The 16,425-nt window shown below is 56.6% G+C and carries 16 protein-coding genes; 14 read left to right on the top strand and 2 right to left on the bottom strand.

Translation table 11 applies throughout. The annotated features are described in order from the left end of the window. Window positions 1-9 precede the first annotated feature (9 nt). A complete protein-coding gene (locus tag GT003_RS26030; protein WP_161703496.1) occupies window positions 10-807 on the top strand; it encodes a VOC family protein in 798 nt (265 codons plus the stop codon). After that, window positions 791-1,612: a VOC family protein gene (locus GT003_RS26025; protein ID WP_161703494.1), complete on the top strand. Its 822-nt coding sequence runs from the start codon at window positions 791-793 to the stop codon at window positions 1,610-1,612. Before GT003_RS26030 ends, GT003_RS26025 begins: the two co-directional genes overlap by 17 nt. Window positions 1,613-1,755: 143 nt before the next feature. Here the strand turns inward: GT003_RS26025 and GT003_RS26020 are convergent, their stop codons facing one another. Together GT003_RS26020 and GT003_RS26015 are read right to left on the bottom strand one after the other, a co-directional pair. Further along, window positions 1,756-2,310 (bottom strand): NADPH-dependent FMN reductase, encoded by a 555-nt coding sequence (locus tag GT003_RS26020; protein WP_161703492.1) that lies wholly within the window; start codon window positions 2,308-2,310, stop codon window positions 1,756-1,758. 30 nt (window positions 2,311-2,340) lie between these two features. Next, window positions 2,341-2,805 carry a MarR family winged helix-turn-helix transcriptional regulator gene (locus tag GT003_RS26015; RefSeq protein ID WP_161703490.1) on the bottom strand — a complete coding sequence of 155 codons (465 nt, stop codon included), beginning with the start codon at window positions 2,803-2,805 and terminating at the stop codon, window positions 2,341-2,343. A gap of 612 nt (window positions 2,806-3,417) precedes the next feature. Here GT003_RS26015 and GT003_RS32930 point away from each other — a divergent pair. The 12 genes from GT003_RS32930 to GT003_RS25955 all read left to right on the top strand — a co-directional run bounded on the left by GT003_RS32930 (window position 3,418) and on the right by GT003_RS25955 (window position 16,348). Further along, the gene (locus tag GT003_RS32930) at window positions 3,418-3,960 is read left to right on the top strand and encodes a phosphotransferase enzyme family protein (protein WP_161703488.1); all 543 of its coding nucleotides are present in this window, start codon (window positions 3,418-3,420) and stop codon (window positions 3,958-3,960) included. Beyond that, window positions 3,879-4,427 carry a phosphotransferase gene (locus tag GT003_RS32925; RefSeq protein WP_161703486.1) on the top strand — a complete coding sequence of 183 codons (549 nt, stop codon included), beginning with the start codon at window positions 3,879-3,881 and terminating at the stop codon, window positions 4,425-4,427. Before GT003_RS32930 ends, GT003_RS32925 begins: the two co-directional genes overlap by 82 nt. A 142-nt stretch (window positions 4,428-4,569) precedes the next feature. Beyond that, window positions 4,570-4,926, top strand: coding sequence for a GIY-YIG nuclease family protein (locus tag GT003_RS26000; protein WP_204798974.1), 357 nt, complete (start codon window positions 4,570-4,572; stop codon window positions 4,924-4,926). 234 nt (window positions 4,927-5,160) lie between these two features. Continuing rightward, window positions 5,161-5,898, top strand: a complete 738-nt coding sequence (pyrH, locus tag GT003_RS25995; protein WP_161703484.1) for a UMP kinase — start codon at window positions 5,161-5,163, stop codon at window positions 5,896-5,898. Further along, the gene (locus GT003_RS25990) at window positions 5,877-6,350 is read left to right on the top strand and encodes an HD domain-containing protein (protein ID WP_346266597.1); all 474 of its coding nucleotides are present in this window, start codon (window positions 5,877-5,879) and stop codon (window positions 6,348-6,350) included. The genes pyrH and GT003_RS25990 overlap by 22 nt, the downstream gene beginning before the upstream one ends. A 910-nt stretch (window positions 6,351-7,260) precedes the next feature. Beyond that, window positions 7,261-9,042 carry a sensor histidine kinase gene (locus GT003_RS25985; protein ID WP_161703482.1) on the top strand — a complete coding sequence of 594 codons (1,782 nt, stop codon included), beginning with the start codon at window positions 7,261-7,263 and terminating at the stop codon, window positions 9,040-9,042. After that, a complete protein-coding gene (locus GT003_RS25980) occupies window positions 9,035-10,642 on the top strand; it encodes a helix-turn-helix domain-containing protein (protein ID WP_161703480.1) in 1,608 nt (535 codons plus the stop codon). Before GT003_RS25985 ends, GT003_RS25980 begins: the two co-directional genes overlap by 8 nt. Before the next feature lie 49 nt (window positions 10,643-10,691). Then, entirely contained in the window at window positions 10,692-10,958 is a 267-nt protein-coding gene (locus GT003_RS25975; protein ID WP_161703478.1) for a hypothetical protein, read from the top strand. Window positions 10,959-11,542: 584 nt separating this feature from the next. Further along, entirely contained in the window at window positions 11,543-12,517 is a 975-nt protein-coding gene (locus GT003_RS25970) for an ABC transporter permease (RefSeq protein ID WP_170312342.1), read from the top strand. Window positions 12,518-12,528: 11 nt separating this feature from the next. Then, entirely contained in the window at window positions 12,529-13,413 is an 885-nt protein-coding gene (locus GT003_RS25965) for a carbohydrate ABC transporter permease (RefSeq protein WP_161703476.1), read from the top strand. Window positions 13,414-13,510: 97 nt separating this feature from the next. Beyond that, window positions 13,511-15,169 (top strand): ABC transporter substrate-binding protein, encoded by a 1,659-nt coding sequence (locus GT003_RS25960; protein WP_161703474.1) that lies wholly within the window; start codon window positions 13,511-13,513, stop codon window positions 15,167-15,169. A 123-nt stretch (window positions 15,170-15,292) separates the two neighbouring features. After that, entirely contained in the window at window positions 15,293-16,348 is a 1,056-nt protein-coding gene (locus GT003_RS25955; RefSeq protein ID WP_161703472.1) for a Gfo/Idh/MocA family protein, read from the top strand. Window positions 16,349-16,425: the final 77 nt, after the last annotated feature.

The following is a 16,425-nucleotide window of genomic DNA, read 5'->3' as shown; positions in this document are numbered from 1 at the left end:
TAACCGCCGATGTTTGAGCGTATCGATCGCGTCATTCTGCCCGTCGCCGACGTGAAGCGCGCCGCGCAATGGTATGCGGACGAACTGGAATTTCGGATTCACCGGTACCGCGGCCGGGAAATCGACCTGCATGTTCACCGGGGCGAGGCGCTGCTTACGCTGACGGAGGTCCGGCCGTTCCGGCCGAGGAAGCATCTCCACGAGGATGGCCATGTGCCTTGCTTCAATTTCTACACGCATTGGGAGGACTTGCATCTCGATTGGCTGAGGGAGCGAGGCGTGAGCACGAGCGAAGCGATGCTCGATCCGCATATGAACGTCGCCGAGATGGCGGACCCGGACGGCAACGTCGTCGGGATGTGTCACGAGAAGGCAGGCTCCCTGTACCATACGCCCCATGAAGGACCGCTGCCCCCGATGTTTCACCGCGTGCTGGCCGTATTCCTGCCCGTGCGGGACTTGGAATCGTCCATCGCTTGGTACGTCGGCATGCTCGGCTTCAAGCTCCATAACCATTGGGGGCAAGGGGCGGACTTGACTGTTGGCGGCGGGGAGACGATCGTCACGATGATCGCGATGTCCGAGGAGGTTCATGGCGAGGCGATTGCAGGCATGAGCGACATCCCGTACTATTCGCTGCAGTCCGGCCGCATTCACGAGACGTATCGTAAGCTTCAAGAGCGAGGCGTGACGGCGGACGAATGCACCGAACAGGACGGCGTCATACAATTCCACGTTCGTTCGCCGGAAGGATTACTCATGCGCATATCTGAGAAGGAGGCGGTCATCGTTGAACAGCCGCGTTAGAGGAATAACCCCATTGGAGCCGAGAGCGGCATCCGTATTCGTGCATGTGACGAACCTGCGGGGATCGGCGGAATGGTACAACAAGCTGCTCGGCCTGCCCATGCTGGAGGACCGATTCAATGGCGGTCCCGTCTATTGGTACAATCTGCGGCATACGAATCTGATCTTGGATAACAACGCCGGGAATGAAGCCAACCCGGATTGGCGAGTGTCCATGAAGCCGCGGATTATGTTCAAAACCGCGAATATCGACGAAGCGTATGCCTACGTGAAGGAGAAGGGCGAGCCGTTCCTTGAGCCGGAGCGCCACGGCGGCGTCATGGCCTTCTTTAACTTCCGCGATCCGGAAGGCAACGTGCAGATGGTTTGCTGGACAGCGGAGGAAGAAAACCCGGGGGAACCCGAGCCCGTTGGCGCAAGTCCGATCCTTCCCCGCATCGGGGCCGTATTCATCGACGTGAAGGACATGACCGCCATGAGTTCATGGTATGCGGATTTGCTCGGTATTCCGGCGGATGCTTATCATGCCGAAGGCGAAGTCGTCGACCTGCCGACGACGAAGGGGGGCGGCATCCTGCTGGATGCCAATCGCGGCCTGCAGGGCAACGATTTCACGATTCCGTTCATGTTCGTGACGGAAGACCTCGAAGCTTCGCTGGTTTTTGCCCAAGAGAACGGCTTCGAGCTGTTCGGCGAGCCTCAGTATTACGGCCCTGTCTCCTTCTTCGTCCTGAAGGACCCCGACGGCAATCTCGTCATGGTGTGCCGGGATGAGAGCTTGGCGAAAACGGCTGAGCGGGAGTAAAGAATCGAATAGATTCAAAAAGAATCGAAAAGAAGCCACCGATGGATGGCTTCTTTTTCTTTCTTGGAATATTGGAGTTGTGGGCAGGGTAGTGTCCAATAAAAAAGCCGCATCAGCGATGCTGACACGGCTCCCCTGCCCGATTAACGCAATGTTTTCAAAGCGCCGCTCCAGGCAATAACCTGGTCAAGCATCGTGTTGACCGATTGCTCTTGATGCGCACCCGGCTTAAACACGCTGTAGTTCTCGAAATCGGTGATGAGGGAAAGTCCGACCTGCGCGCGAACGTCGGCCATATGAAGCTCGCCGGCGATCAATCTGAGATTCTCGATGGCGCGCGAGCCGCCGCTTCCGCCGTAACCCACGAAGCCGGCCGCTTTATCTTTCCATTCGTTGAAAAGGAAATCGATGGCGTTCTTCAGCGCGCCGGAAGTGGCGTGGTTGTATTCGGGCGTGACGAACACGTAGCCGTCGAACGAAGCGATTTTCTCCGACCAAGCAATCGTGTGCGGTTTGCTGTATTGTCCCATGGACGCAGGAATCGGCTCGTCCAGCAGCGGCAGATTGAAATCCGCGATATCGACCAGTTCGAAAGAAGCGTCGCTGCGCTTCTGTGCAATATCGGTCACCCAGCGTGCTACTGCTTCGCCATTGCGGCCGGGACGTGTGCTTCCAAGAATAACTGCGATTTTCAACATTGTGAATGCCTCCAGTATTTTAAATGTTTATCATTTGTCGTTGGTTTGACGGTCTTGAATCCCATACCCGATCTTCTTCAGCAAAACGATAAGCTCGCGCTTCTCCTCGTCCGTAACGGAGGACAAATTGTCGGAGATCTTCTGAACATGCTTAGGGAAGATCGCATCGAAGTAATTCCGTCCTTCTTCCGTCAGGGCGGCATTCGTTTTACGGCGGTCGCCGGGAATCGGGAGCCGCTCCACGTAACCCTTCTTCTCGAGCTTATCGACCACGTACGTGATACTGCCGCTCGGAATCGAGAACGTGTCGCTTATTTTTTGAATGGGATGCGGACCCTTGCTGTATAGAAACTCGAGAATTTGGAACGTTTCAATATTGAGGCCATAGCTGTCGATGTCGCGTTCTAAGCTCCCAAACAGCGTTTTTACCATATTTCTCATGACGCGCATTAGCTTTAGATCAAGATCCGTCCCGTGAACATCAGGTTCCATCATTTCTTAACCACCTATCTTGCCTTTTTGTACAAAGGATACTCGACTTCGGAAAGAACTTCAATTCGAACAAGCGTCCGGTGGCAATATAAGGTGGAAATAGAATGTCCCTGGCTCGATCTCGACGTCAACTTCCGCAAATCCGCTACCAGCGGGCAAGCCTAATCCCATATCGTCTTTATATTTTATATGGACGCCATCTTGGAGAGTGTAATGTGCAGTGGCATGCCTCCTTCCTTCCGGTGCGGGCTGTACGGATGCATTACAAACCGCTTATCCTCTTGTTAACTATTATACTAACAATATTTATTATAATTATAGGATATTTTAATGTCAATAAGCCACGCTCGATATCGCCTCCTTCCAAGTGTCCGGCATCGTATATCCATATCCGCGAAAAGGCCCTCGTGCTTCCGATCCGGGATTGACAGCCTTCCAGGATATGGATACGATGGGGTGGCATGATTCGAATAGGAAAAGAGGATTACGTATGTCGCCTGGCCTGAATTTCATGAAGTTGAGGAATTAAGATGCGTTTCTATGCAATCCCTGGCAGCAGGGTTTGTTAGCGATGCCGATCTAATCAACGAATGAGATGGAGGCGAGGTTTTTTATATGCAAAGCAACGACGCGATTACCGTTGAAATTCTTGCATGCGCGGCGCGGCAATATCGTGCGAGCGGCAGAGACGCTGCTTATATCGGAGGAAGCCAGAATAGCGTTTACGAATACGTCCAGGATGGCCGCAGCTTCATATTGCGATTGACGCCATGCGGAAACCGTTCCGAGAGCCTTGTCCGGAGCGAGCTGGATTGGATCCTGTTCCTCGCGGATGCGGGTATCTCCGTGTCCAAGCCGATCCGCTCGAAGAACGGACGATGGACGGAAGTCATTCCGTCTCCGGAGGGCAGCCGCTATACCTGCGTGGTTTTCGAGAAGGCGCCGGGAAGGCAGATCGGGTACCCCGAGTGCCTCGAGGATCATGGCCTGCATGAACGGCTCGGCCGGCTGACGGGCAGATTGCACGCAGTATCGCAGACGTATCAACCTCAAGCGCCCATAACCGCGAGGCATGATTGGCGTCAGAATTGGTTTCTGCAGCACATGGACTTACTTCCCGAGTCGCAGGCAGGCGTCGTGCCGCGAGCGATGATTTAATCCGAACGCTCAGCGCGCTGCCGCGAGACAGCCGCACCTTCGGCCTTATTCATGGCGACATCGGCGTGGGCAACTTTTGCGTGGATGAACGCGGGGGAATTACGCTCTTTGACTTCGACGAGGCTCAGTACAGCTGGTTCGTAGAGGATATCGCCCTGCAGCTCTATTATCTGGTCTATGTCTATGGCGGCGAAGATGGCCAGGCATACCGCGAGGATCAGGCACGGCGGTTCATGAAGCATTTTATGAGAGGCTACCTGCTGGAGCATGCGTTGGACGACGAATGGCTTGGGAGGATCCCGCTCTTTCTGCGTCTGCGGGAACTGATCGTATATATCGGTTCCTTCAGAAGCTGGGACGGGGATGAAACCTTCGGCAGCTCGGATAACCAATGGTTCAAGGACTGGATCGCGGAAAGCAAAGCGAGGATCGAGAACGGAATACCCATCGTGAATATATGGACGTGATGGCGGCGAAGCTGGGAATAGGCCATGCAGCATTGCCCGCCGACCCCAATGACGGTTTTACGCAAACACGAGCTCATCGTTCCTTTTGAACGCCGATCCATGCTACTATAGAGACCTACAATGAAGAGGACGTGAATCGACCGTGATCATGATCACCATACCCAAACCGGACGTGACGATTACCAAACAGAGCAATCCGCAGCTCAGCCATATTTATGGTTTTACCGACTTTCATCTGATTTCCAGGGAAACAGGCGGCATCTTCATGTTCTACAATAGCAAGGACGAGCTGCTGTTCGTCGGCAAAGCGAGGAAGCTGCGCCCGAGAATCAAGAAACACTTCGAAGATACGGTATCGCCGATTAAAAACCACAGGGACGAAGTGGCCAAGATCGAAGTTTGCCTCGTCGGGGACCCGCTGCATCGCGAATTATACGAGATCTATATCGCCAATAAATTCGGAGCGAAGTACAACGCGGATAAAGTGGTATCCGGTTAGCGGCAGAGTTTTTCTTAGTTAGCAGCGTTGCATTTCTCTGTCGGCGGGGATAGAATATGTTGATGGAAATTTTATGGAAGGGGTGGGCGTATGAAGCCGAACGGCAGAGACGGAGACGGTCAAGGAACGGTTAAGCGAGTCGTCATTCCTTATTTGCCGGTTTTATATTCCTGTTCCACTGAGACACTAAAGCATCCGATGCTTTAGTGTTTTTTATTTGGCGGAGGTGATCGAGTGGTCAGGTACGGAAGAGTGCTCATCAAATTAAGCGGCGGAGCGGTCGCGGGCAGTACGGAATTCGGATTCGAGCCGGAGAGCTTGGATCATATCGCGAACGAGATCATGGCGGTCGTGAACCTGGGCGTCGAGGTTTCTTTGGTTATCGGCGGCGGCAATATTTTTCGCGGGAGCATGGCGGATACCTGGGGAATCGAACGGGCGGAAGCGGACAACATCGGAACGCTGGCGACGGTGATCAACAGCTTGATGCTTCGCGGCGTGCTGAAGGCCAAGACCGACAAAGAAGTCCGCGTCATGACGGCCATCCCGCTGACGTCCGTGGCCGAGCCGTATATCAGATTAAGGGCCGTGCACCATTTGGAGAAGGGCTACATCGTCATCTTCGCCGGAGGAAACGGGCAGCCCTACGTGACGACGGACTATCCATCCGTCCAGCGGGCGATCGAAGTGAATTGCGATGCGCTGTTGGTTGCGAAGCAGGGCGTCGAAGGCGTCCTTAATGCAGACCCGAAGCACGACAAGGGTGCAAGGAAGTTCAGATCCCTTCACTACGACGATGTCTTGCGTCAGAACTTGAAGGTGATGGACCAGTCGGCCTTCATCTTGGCCAGAGACTATCATCTGCCCATGCACGTGTTCAACTTCGACAAGCCGGGCTCGATGAAAGAGATATGCGAAGGGAAGGACATCGGCACGATCATTAGCGGCGAATCGGCGATGGAGCTGGAATAAGCATATTCAAAGAAACGGAGCTGATTCAAACGGATATTGAACGCGCCATTTCAATCGCGCTGCGCGCGCATCAAGGGCAGCGCGACAAGGGCGGCAGTCCTTATATTTTACATCCCTTGGCGGTCATGAACCGCGTAGAGACGATGGAGGAGAAGATCGCTGCCGTTCTACACGATGTTGTCGAAGATACGGATGTCACGCTGGACCAGTTAAGGGAATATGGATTTTCGGACGAAATTACGGAAGCCGTACATCTCTTGACGAGATCCGATGAAGACAGCTACGAGGAATTCATCGAGAAGACTTGCCGCAACCGAATCGCAAGAGCCGTGAAGCGAGCAGACATTCTAGAGAACATGGATCTGTCGCGCATTCAGGATCCATCCGAGCGGGATTATAAGCGAATGGAAAAATATCGGCAGGCATTGGAGAGGTTGGCCGGAGACGACTAATTAGCCTGCAGCCAAGCGGGGGCGAGCACGATGAATCCTATCGTTCATAGCGGTATGTGACGTGAACGCCCTCGGATTCCTGCCGGACGCATGCAATGTCACAAAAGGAGCCGGAAGAAGTCATAAAACCAGTCGTGGAAGCGCTTTACTTATAGTATACTGGAATCGATCCAGCGACGAAGCGGCAACCGATTACGCGCGACAGCGCAGCCATATGCACGATACAGGGAAGCGTCGGCCGAGGCCGCCGCTTCTTTGGGCATACTGGCGGGAACGCGTTAAGGGGTATCGAACGATGCGTGCGTGTTGTGCAGGTACTTGCATTCGTATGTTCGTGCTGCGACGTGCTGCGTGCATACGTGCGAGCTTGCGTGCATACGTGCGTGCTGCGTGAGTGGCATAGCTCCTCGGATTAGTTGCAAATATGCACTTATTTTTGAATACAAACGAGGATTAAACAAAATAAGTGCAAAAGTGCACTTATTCATCCGGATTACCGCTGAATAGGCTCAGCGTTGGCTGATTAGTTGCAGATATGCACCTATTTCTGTTTTTTGGGTAATTTCGGCGAAATTAGTTGCAGAATTGCACCTATTTTTCTGAAAGCATGGCGGGAACGCATCAGCGCAGCATGAGCGAATGCCGCGGTAGTGGAAGGAACGCATCAGCGCAGCATGAGCGCATGGCGCAGCAGCGGAAGAAACGCATCAGCCGAGCATGAGCGCATGGCGCAGCAGCGGAAGAAACGCATCAGCGCAGCATGAGCGCATGGCGCGGCAGTGGCAGGAACGCATCAGCCAGGCATGAGCGCATGGCGCAGCAGAGTCACTCCCATGTATCACTGGAAATTGCACGGAGTCGTCCCAACACAGCAGAGAGGGGATCCCCGGACGCCGGGGCATGACGTCCCATGTGGAAACTGAATACCAGAACGCTCGGCTCGCGGCTCGTCATCCTGTTCGGCGCCGTCACGATACCGCTGCTCATCATCCTTTATTTGGCCGGCGATTACGCCAAGGGAGTCGTGCTGACGCAGGTTGCGAAGTCCTACGAGAACCTCGTCAACTCCAATCTGAACATGATCGACCGAAGCCTGGACGACATCACGCTGAACATGGTGGACATCGTCAATCACGACGATAACTTCCGGTTGTTCGAGCAGCCCGGCCTGTCGGGATCGGACTCGTATTTCGCCCAGATGGAGCTCATTCGCCGCAACGATTACTACCAATCCTATTACCACACGGTCGATATGTTCTTCATTTACTCGAAGCCTAACGACCTGCTGGTTTCGACCAACTTAACCGGCGAAGCGGCTTCCTATTACGAAGTCGTCCGCGGCTGGCTGACGGATTCCTTCTACCATTCCGACAGCCTGAAGAAGGCGATGTACAAATGGTCGGTCGTCCATATTTCGGATCAGTACTTCCTGTACAGGATCGTCAGCGACGACGACACCAACAACGCTTATATCGGGGCGCTGATCAATATTAACAGCTTGCGGACGCCGCTTGGCAGCTTGAATCTGCCGGAGGGCAGCGACCTGCTGTTCGCGGGCGACGACGGCACGGTGCTGTCCAATGCCGCCGAGCCTCTGGATTCCCTGAAGCGCCTGCCTCCGGCGGAGCTGAACAAGAATCATGCGTTTACGACCGATGCGAACGGCGGCAAAGAAAAGCTGCTCGTCGTCACGAGCCGCTCCCGCAACGTGGGCATCCACACGGCGGTCGTCATCCCGAATTCGGAGCTGCTCCGGGGATTGAACGCCTTCCAGACGTTCACGTACCTGCTGCCGCTGATCGTCCTGGCGATCCTGATCGCGTACGGGTTTATTTTCCGAAGCCTGATCTTCACGCCGATCCGCCAATTGCTTGGCGCGATTCGCCGCATCAAGGAAGGGAATATGAGCGCGCGTTTGCCGTCGTCCGGCACGGTCGAATTCAATATCATCAACCATACGTTCAACGGCATGGTGGAGGAAATCGTCGATCTCAAAATCGACGTTTACGAGGAGCGCCTGCGGGCGCAGAAGGCGCAGATGAAGCAGCTGCAGCTGCAAATCAACCCGCATTTCTTCCTGAATACGATGAATATCATCTTTCAACTGGTCGATCTGAAGCGCTATGAGCTGGTGAAGAAGACGGTGCGATTGCTCGTGCAGTATTTCCGGTTCATGATGACCGTCAAGCGGGATACGATCACGCTGGAGCAGGAGACGGCGCATATCCGCAATTACTTGGAAATTCAACGGATGCGCTACCAGGAGTCGTTCCTGTTCGGCATCGAGATCGCCGAGGAGCTGAAGGACGTGCACATTCCGTCGTTGTTCGTGCAGCCGTTCGTGGAGAATGCCATGATCCACGGCATGAGCCTGCAGCATGTCCCGTTCCGGCTCGATATTACGGCCAGCCGCGCCGAGTCCGAAGGAGCCGGGGGAGGCGAGGGTGTCATGCTGATCGAAGTACGCGATAACGGCAAAGGCATTCCGCCCGAGAAGCTCGAAGAGCTGAACGCGCCCGATTACGCGCCCGTATCGGAAGACAGCAATATCGGGATATGGAACGTGAAGCAGCGGCTCGCGATGCGCTACGGCGACCGGGCACGGCTGATCTTCCAGGCGGGCGAGCCGCGAGGAACCGTCGTTCGGATTCTGCTGCCGATGTCATTTCCGGAGGAGAGAAACGATGTATAACATGCTGATCGTCGATGACGAGAAATACGCCGCCGAGGGGATCCTGCACTGTCATGACTGGTCCGCGCTCGGCATTGAATCGGTACGCACGGCGGGCAGCGCGGGCGAAGCGCGCGCGGTGCTGCTGGAGCGCCGGGTCGATATCCTGGTCTGCGACATCGAGATGCCGGACGAAGACGGCTTATCCTTGGTCCGCTGGGCGAAAGAATACTCGCCGCACACGGAAGCGGTATTCCTGACCTGTCACAGCGAATTCGCCTACGCCAAGGAAGCCTTCCAGCTGAAGAGCTTCGATTATTTGCTGAAACCCGTCGACAGCGACGAGCTGGCCGGCGTGGTGAAGCAGATGCTGGACGCCATTCGAAGCCGGGAGGAGCAGTCCCGCCATGCGGAGCAATTCCGGCAGTACCAGACGTTATGGAGCAAGCAGCAGCCGGTGCTGGCGGAGCGCTTCTGGCGGGATCTGCTGTCGCGCCGAATCTTGTCCTTCGGCGATTTCCTGGAGCGGGCGCTTCAGGATGCGCAGATCGCGCTGCCTCCCGGGGCGAAAGTGCTGCCTATTCTGATCAGCATCGAGGAATGGCAGCGGCCGCTCCACGAGCGGGATCAAGAGATCATGGCCTATGCGGTGAAGAAGGCCGCCGAGGAGCTGCTGCTGGACGGACGCCCGGGGCATGTCGTGACGGATAAGAACGACGTCCCGTTCGTCATGTGCTATGCCTCCGAGGCGGAGCAGGCGCGGCTCGGCAGCGAGCACTGGGCAGCGGCCGGCAGCCGGTTCATCGAGGCATGCGCCTCGTACTTCTACGGCCAGGTTTCTTGCTATGTCGGCATCTGCTCGGACGTCAATGAAGTGCCGGAATGCTGCGACCGCTTGAGGGAGATGGAGCGCCACAATCTGACGAGCTCCGGTGCCGTTCACCTGTACAGCGGTACAGCCGTCCCCGACTCCGCCGCTTCGGCCTACGCGGGCATCGATATCTCGGAGTGGTCGAGTTATATGATTGGGGGCCATCGGGACCGTATCCTCGGCAGAATCCAGCAGATCTGCGCGGGGCTCGAGAAATCGACGGTGGGCGGGGAGAAACAGCTGGAGATGGCCTATCAGGATCTGCTGCAGGTCATCTATCATTTTCTCGGAGTCAAAGGACTGAGCGTGCACGAGGTGCCAAGCGCGGCGCTTTGGCTGTCGACGCCGGTCCGCAGCCTGGCGCAGTATAAGCATTGGGCGGTTAATCTCGTATCCGCCGTCATGGATGCCGTGCTGGAGGAGAGCGAGCAGAACGGCTTCGCCCGGCAGGCGCTGTCGTTCGTGAAAGCGAACGTCGAGGAGGATATTTCCCGCGAGGACGTTGCCGCGCACGTCGGTCTCAATCCGGCCTATCTCTCGCGTCTCTTCAAGAAGGAGACCGGCAAGAACCTGATCGACTATCTCATCGAATGCAAAATGAACCGGGCCAAGCAGCTGATGGATGCGACGGGCATGACGGTCAGCATGATCGCCCAGCAGGTAGGCTACGCGAACTTCTCGCATTTTACGAAGACGTTCCGCAAGTATTATGGCGTCAATCCGCAGGAGTACCGGAGCGGGCGGGGATAGCAGAGCCGAGGCGCGAAAATGCATCTAGTTCGTCTGAAGGAGCGGGCCTTTGGCGGCCCGCACGATCCGAACGCCGGGAAAGCCAAAAAAGCGGAAATGGATCGGGTTTAATCGGGCCGCGCTGCTTGCCGATGCAAACAAAATCATCGTGTTGGTCGAAAATGAGCCTCTCCACCTTACGCTAACGGTTGTGGGAGAGCTTAATCGGCTTCCCAATGTCCATTTCATAGAGCTAACGATTGTCAGCGATCTTATTACGAGGTTTTTCGCGCTGATCAGCTCTTATCCGCCCATTAACGCCTGTCACAATCATTAGCGTTTCATAAGCGGCCTTTTTCATGGAATAGCCGCGCTGGCAATCGTTACGCCTCCGGCGGCATTCCTGTCACCCGCTGCGCTCGGCAGCTATTGGTATCGCATAGTCGGCCAAGTCGGAGAAGCACGGTTCGCATGCCGCCGCCGCTTGTCGAGGCCGATTCGGTCTATAATCGCTGTTCGTCAACAGGGCCCGAGCGCTCGTAAGCGCAGCTTTGTTTCAACAACCTGGAAAGAGCGGGCCGTTAACGGCTCGCTCTTTATTTGCGGTCGGTAGAATCGGCAGGTCCCGGCGGCTAAGCTCTGGCGGTCCCGTCCTCAAGAACGCTTTCCCCGGATTCGGATCCACCGGTTTCGGCCGAAGAAGTTCGGTTGCGGCCGCTCGGAAGAACGAAGATCCTCCCATGCGCCTTCGCCCCGGCCCTGCCGCGCCCCGAACATGCCCTCGCCCTGATCACCCCGCGCGCCGATCGCGCACCACATCCGAACCGGTCACAAAACGACTCTCCCCAGGTATCAAAAACGGCGGATGCCCCGCTCGGCGCCCGGTATGATTAGAGCATCAAGCAACAGGAGGTGTCCCCCTTGGAGATCGGGAAGCAAAGAGCGACAGCGGCGGCAGGCGAATGGGGGAGCAGGACCGGGCGCAATCCGCTCCGGAAGCTGTGGAAATACAGGGCGTTATGGATATTGGCGCTGCCGGGCATTCTGCTGCTGCTCGTCAACAACTATTTGCCGATGTTCGGCGTGTTCCTGGCGTTCAAGGATTTTAATTTCTCGCGGGGCATATGGGGCAGCGCGTGGAACGGTCTCGACAATTTCAAATTCATGTTCACCACGAACGATATCTGGTACACGATCGCCCATACGATCGGCTATAACTTGGCCTTCCTCGTCATCAATACGGTGCTGTCCGTGCTCGTGGCGCTCCTCCTCAACGAGGTCAAGAACCGCGCCATGTCCAAGTTTTATCAAAGCACGATGCTGCTGCCGCACTTCATCTCGATGGTCGTCGTGGCGTATCTGGCGTTCGGCTTCTTCAATCCGGAGCTGGGCTTCATCAACAAGTCCATTCTGGAGCCGATGGGGCGCGAGGGCGTGTCCTGGTATATGGAGCCGCAATATTGGCCGTATATCCTGACGGTCGTGAACATTTGGAAATCGGTCGGCTTCGGCTCCATTATCTATCTGGCGACGATCGTCGGCATCGACAAGGAATATTACGAGGCCGCCATGCTCGACGGCGCCGGCAAGTGGAAGCAAATGACGAAGATCACGCTGCCGTTTCTCATCCCGGTCATCATCATTCTCACGCTGCTCGCGATCGGACGCATCTTCAGCGCCGACTTCGGCCTCTTCTATCAGGTGACGATGAATTCGGGGATGCTGAAGAGCACGACCGAGGTCATCGACACGTACGTCTACAGCGCGCTCTTGGTTTCGGGCGATACGAACTTAGCTTCTGCCGCCGGCCTGCTGCAATCCGTCGTCGGTTTCATCCTCGTCGTGTCGGTCAACATGGTCGTGAAGCGAGTAAGCAACGACAATTCGTTATTCTAAGGAGGGAGAGCATGCTGGAGCATAACCGGACCAACCCGGTCATCACGATCGTCTTCATCTTGGGCAGCTTGGCCTGCCTCATCCCGTTCTGGCTCATTCTGATGGTGTCCCTGTCGGGTCAGAACGCGCTGGCGAAATACGGCTACAGCTTCTGGCCGCGGGAGTTCGACCTCGTCGCCTACCGGTTTCTCATCCATGATGCGGAGCCGATTCTGCGCTCGTTCGGCGTGTCCATCCTCGTGACGGTCATCGGCACGGCAGTAAGCCTGCTCGTTACGTCGGCGCTGGCGTTCTCGCTGTCGCGGCAGGATTTTCCGTACCGCGGCGCCGTCAGCCTGTTCGTGCTCATCACGATGCTGTTCGGAGGCGGCCTGCTTCCCTGGTACCTCGTCTATACGAAGTTCCTTCATTTGCAAAATACGCTGTTTGCCCTGATCGTTCCGGGCTTGCTCGGCGCGTTCAACGTATTCATCATACGGACGTACTTCACGACCAGCATTCCGCCGTCCTTGATCGACTCCGCGCAGATCGATGGGGCGAGCGAATACCGCACGTACTTCAACATCATCATCCCGCTGTCGCTGCCGGTGCTGGCCACGATCGGACTGTTCACCATCGTCGGCTATTGGAACGACTGGTTTACGAGTCTCGTGTTCATCAATACCGACAAGCTGTACAACCTGCAATATTTCCTGTATAACACGTTAATGAACGCCCAGTACTTGCAATCGGTCGCGGACAAAGCGCATATCGACGCCGCTTCCCTGCAGGTTCAGCCGCTCGAGGAACTCCGGATGGCGATGGCCATCATCGCGGTGCTGCCGGTGGCGCTAGTGTTCCCGTTTCTTCAGAAGTATTTTGTCAAAGGCCTAACGATAGGCGCGGTCAAAGGCTGATCAGACGCACGGCTAATCCCGGCCGCGCGGCCGGTCTAGCGATAGATAAGAGGAAGAGAAGCAATCCTGCTCATAATGAAATCGGGAGGTCACAGACATGCATTCGATTAGAAAAGGGTCCATGCTCGCTTCATCGCTGCTGCTTTCGTTCGCGCTTCTTGCGGCGGGCTGCGGCAACAACGGCAACAACGGCAGCACGGGCGAGAACGCCGGCCAGACGAACAACCAAGACGCGAACCAGCCTGCGAACGATCAGGCGGCGGGGAACAATCAGGCGGCGAACGCCAATTCCGGCAACGCCGGGGCCGAGAAGCCGCTCGATCCGTACGAGGTCGTCATGATCTATCCGGACGGCAAACAGAACGATCTCGCCGCGGTCCAGACCGCAATGAACGACTATTTGCAGAAAACCTACCCGCAGATGAACATGACGGTCAAACTAAATCCGATCGACTGGGGCGCCTATACGGATAAGCTCAATCTGATGATGTCCTCGGGCGAGAAATTCGACCTGCTGTGGACGGCCAACTGGATGAACTTCGAGACGCAGGTCAACAAGGGAGCCCTGCTGCCGCTCGACGAATTGGTGGATCAATACGGACCGGACATCAAGTCGGTCGAAGGCGATCTTCTCGACGGCGCGAAGCGCAAAGGCAAGCTGTACGGCATCCACGTGCATCAAGAGCTCGGCAATCCGCAGGGCATCGCGCTGCGCAAGGATCTCGTCGACAAGTACCATATCGACCTGGCGCCGCTGGCGTCCGGCGAGTTCAAGGACCTGGAGCCGATCCTGAAGACGATCAAGGAGAACGAGCCAAGCGTGACGCCTGCCGTCGGTCCGGCTTTCCCGCTGGGCGCTTACTTCGGCTCCGGCAGCATGGAGAGCATTATCGGTCCGGTTGGGCTCGATCAACGGGATACCAATGCGGACAACACGTACAAAGTCGTCGACATGTACGAGACGCCGCGCTACATGGAGCTGGCGAAGCTGACGCATGACTGGTACAAAGCCGGCTATATCAACAAGGACGCTACGACGCCGGGCGTAGACATTTGGAAGAAGATTCAGGCGAAGACGGCATTTGCCGCCATCGGCACGGATCTCGAGATCGTCAAGGACATGGCCATCGGCAAGCCGTCGCACATGGACGGCAAGAGCGCGCAGCTCGGCATGGACATCATCCAGGTGCCGATGAACATCGACCGGCTGCACACGTCGAAGCTGTCCGCGACGCTGCAGGCCATTTCCCAAACCTCCAAGGATCCTGCCCGCGCCATGATGCTGCTTGACCTGTTCTACAAGGACGCGAAGCTGCTGACACTGTTCAACTATGGCGTGGAAGGCACGCATTACGCGCTGAACAACGGTCAGATCGACCTGCCGCAAGGCAAGACGAAGGACAACGTCGGTTTCTATCACGACAACCAATGGCAGCTCGGCAACCAGATGCTGAACTTCACGCGTCTTGGCGAAGATCCGAACAAGTACCAGAACTACGAGCAGTTCAACGAGATGGTCAAAAGCCAGTCGTCGCCGATCATCGGTTTCGTCTTCGATTCCGAGCCGGTGAAGAACGAGCTGATCGCCGTCGGCAAGGTGCAGAGCACGTACGATCCGGGCCTGCAGTCGGGCCAGCTCGATCCCGAGAAGGATCTCCCGAAGATGATCGACAAGCTCAAGGCGGCCGGACTCGATAAAATCATCTCCGAAGCCCAGAAGCAGATCGACGAATGGCGCGCCGCGAACGGGAAATAGGGCTTGCTTGAAGGGAAGAATCATACGAAGATAGGAAAGGGGATAACCCGCGGGTTGTCCTTTTTCTTTATTTTTCCGCTTAAGCGGTTTCATTCTTCGTTGAAACAAGGGAGAGAGCATAGGATGAAGACATTTCGAATCGGTTTAATCGGCCTCGGGGGCATGGGGCAGGCTCACATCAGATGGATGTCCGAGATGGGCGGACGCTTCCGGCTCGTCGCTATCAGCGACGTCAATCCGCCGGCGCTTGCGGACATGGGCGATAAGCTCGGCATCTCCGAAGCGAAGCGCTATGCGGACTTCGAGCGGCTGATCGCGGACCCGGACGTGGATGCCGTCGTCTCCGTGACGCCGAACAACGTGCATGCGGCCATCGTTCGCGCCTGCCTGGAAGCGGGCAAGCCGTTCCTGGCCGAGAAGCCGTTCACGCGCGACTTCGAGGAAGCCGTTCCGCTGCTGGCGCTCTACGAGCGCCAGCCGGTAGCGGCGATGATCGGATTCACCTACCGCTACACGCCGGCGTTCCGATATGCGCGCGAGCTGGTACGGCAGGGACGGATCGGCCGGGTGCGCAGCTTCTCCAGTCAATATTTGCAAGGCTGGGGCGCGGCGCAGTACAACTGTCCGTTCGTATGGCGGTTCGATAAGGCGATCACGGGTACCGGCACGCTCGGCGATCTCGGCTCGCACATGATCGATTTGGCGCGATTCCTGTTCGGCGGCGAATTCCTGGAGCTGACGGCGCAGATGCAGACGATCGTTCCGGAGCGTCCGGATCCGCTGACGGGCGAGCCGGTGCGGATCGAGGTGGACGACTTCGTCAGCTTCCAGGCGCGGATGACGGGCGATATTCGCGGCGTCTTCCAATCGTCGCGCAACGCGATCGGATCGGGCAACCAGCATGAAATCTCCATCTACGGCGACACGGGCACGATTCACGCTTCGACGCTGGATGAAGGCCATACCGTGCTTATCGGGGAAGACGGGGAAGGCCAGCTGTCGCGGTCGACGATCGCCGTTCCGCAGCGCTGCAGGATCAAGCAGTACGACGACTTCCTCGCGCTGCTCGACGGCACGGAGACGGACGGCTTGCCCGGCATTATCGACGGGTACCGGAACCAGGAGGTGCTCGAGGCGATCGTTCGGGCGAGCGAGATTCGGAGCTTGGTGGAGTTGTAGGGCGAAGCCCCGTTCGGGAAGGCAATTCGGAGCGCTTGCAAGCAGGGTAAGCGCAGGAGAAGGATGGATCTCGAGCA

Origin of the sequence: Paenibacillus sacheonensis (assembly GCF_009909195.1) — a bacterium.
Classification (GTDB): domain Bacteria; phylum Bacillota; class Bacilli; order Paenibacillales; family Paenibacillaceae; genus Paenibacillus_Z; species Paenibacillus_Z sacheonensis.
Note: the sequence above shows the minus strand (reverse complement) of the source record. Positions and strands in the feature narration are given on the sequence as shown.

What these genes read in the sequence shown, in the direction of transcription:
- GT003_RS25965 (WP_161703476.1), top strand. Translation starts at nt 12,529, where the DNA reads ATGCTGGAGCATAACCGGACCAACCCGGTCATCACGATCGTCTTCATC.
- GT003_RS26020 (WP_161703492.1), bottom strand. Translation starts at nt 2,310, where the DNA reads ATGTTGAAAATCGCAGTTATTCTTGGAAGCACACGTCCCGGCCGCAAT.
- GT003_RS32930 (WP_161703488.1), top strand. Translation starts at nt 3,418, where the DNA reads ATGCAAAGCAACGACGCGATTACCGTTGAAATTCTTGCATGCGCGGCG.
- GT003_RS25980 (WP_161703480.1), top strand. Translation starts at nt 9,035, where the DNA reads ATGTATAACATGCTGATCGTCGATGACGAGAAATACGCCGCCGAGGGG.
- GT003_RS25985 (WP_161703482.1), top strand. Translation starts at nt 7,261, where the DNA reads ATGTGGAAACTGAATACCAGAACGCTCGGCTCGCGGCTCGTCATCCTG.
- GT003_RS25960 (WP_161703474.1), top strand. Translation starts at nt 13,511, where the DNA reads ATGCATTCGATTAGAAAAGGGTCCATGCTCGCTTCATCGCTGCTGCTT.
- GT003_RS26015 (WP_161703490.1), bottom strand. Translation starts at nt 2,805, where the DNA reads ATGATGGAACCTGATGTTCACGGGACGGATCTTGATCTAAAGCTAATG.
- GT003_RS26030 (WP_161703496.1), top strand. Translation starts at nt 10, where the DNA reads ATGTTTGAGCGTATCGATCGCGTCATTCTGCCCGTCGCCGACGTGAAG.
- GT003_RS25955 (WP_161703472.1), top strand. Translation starts at nt 15,293, where the DNA reads ATGAAGACATTTCGAATCGGTTTAATCGGCCTCGGGGGCATGGGGCAG.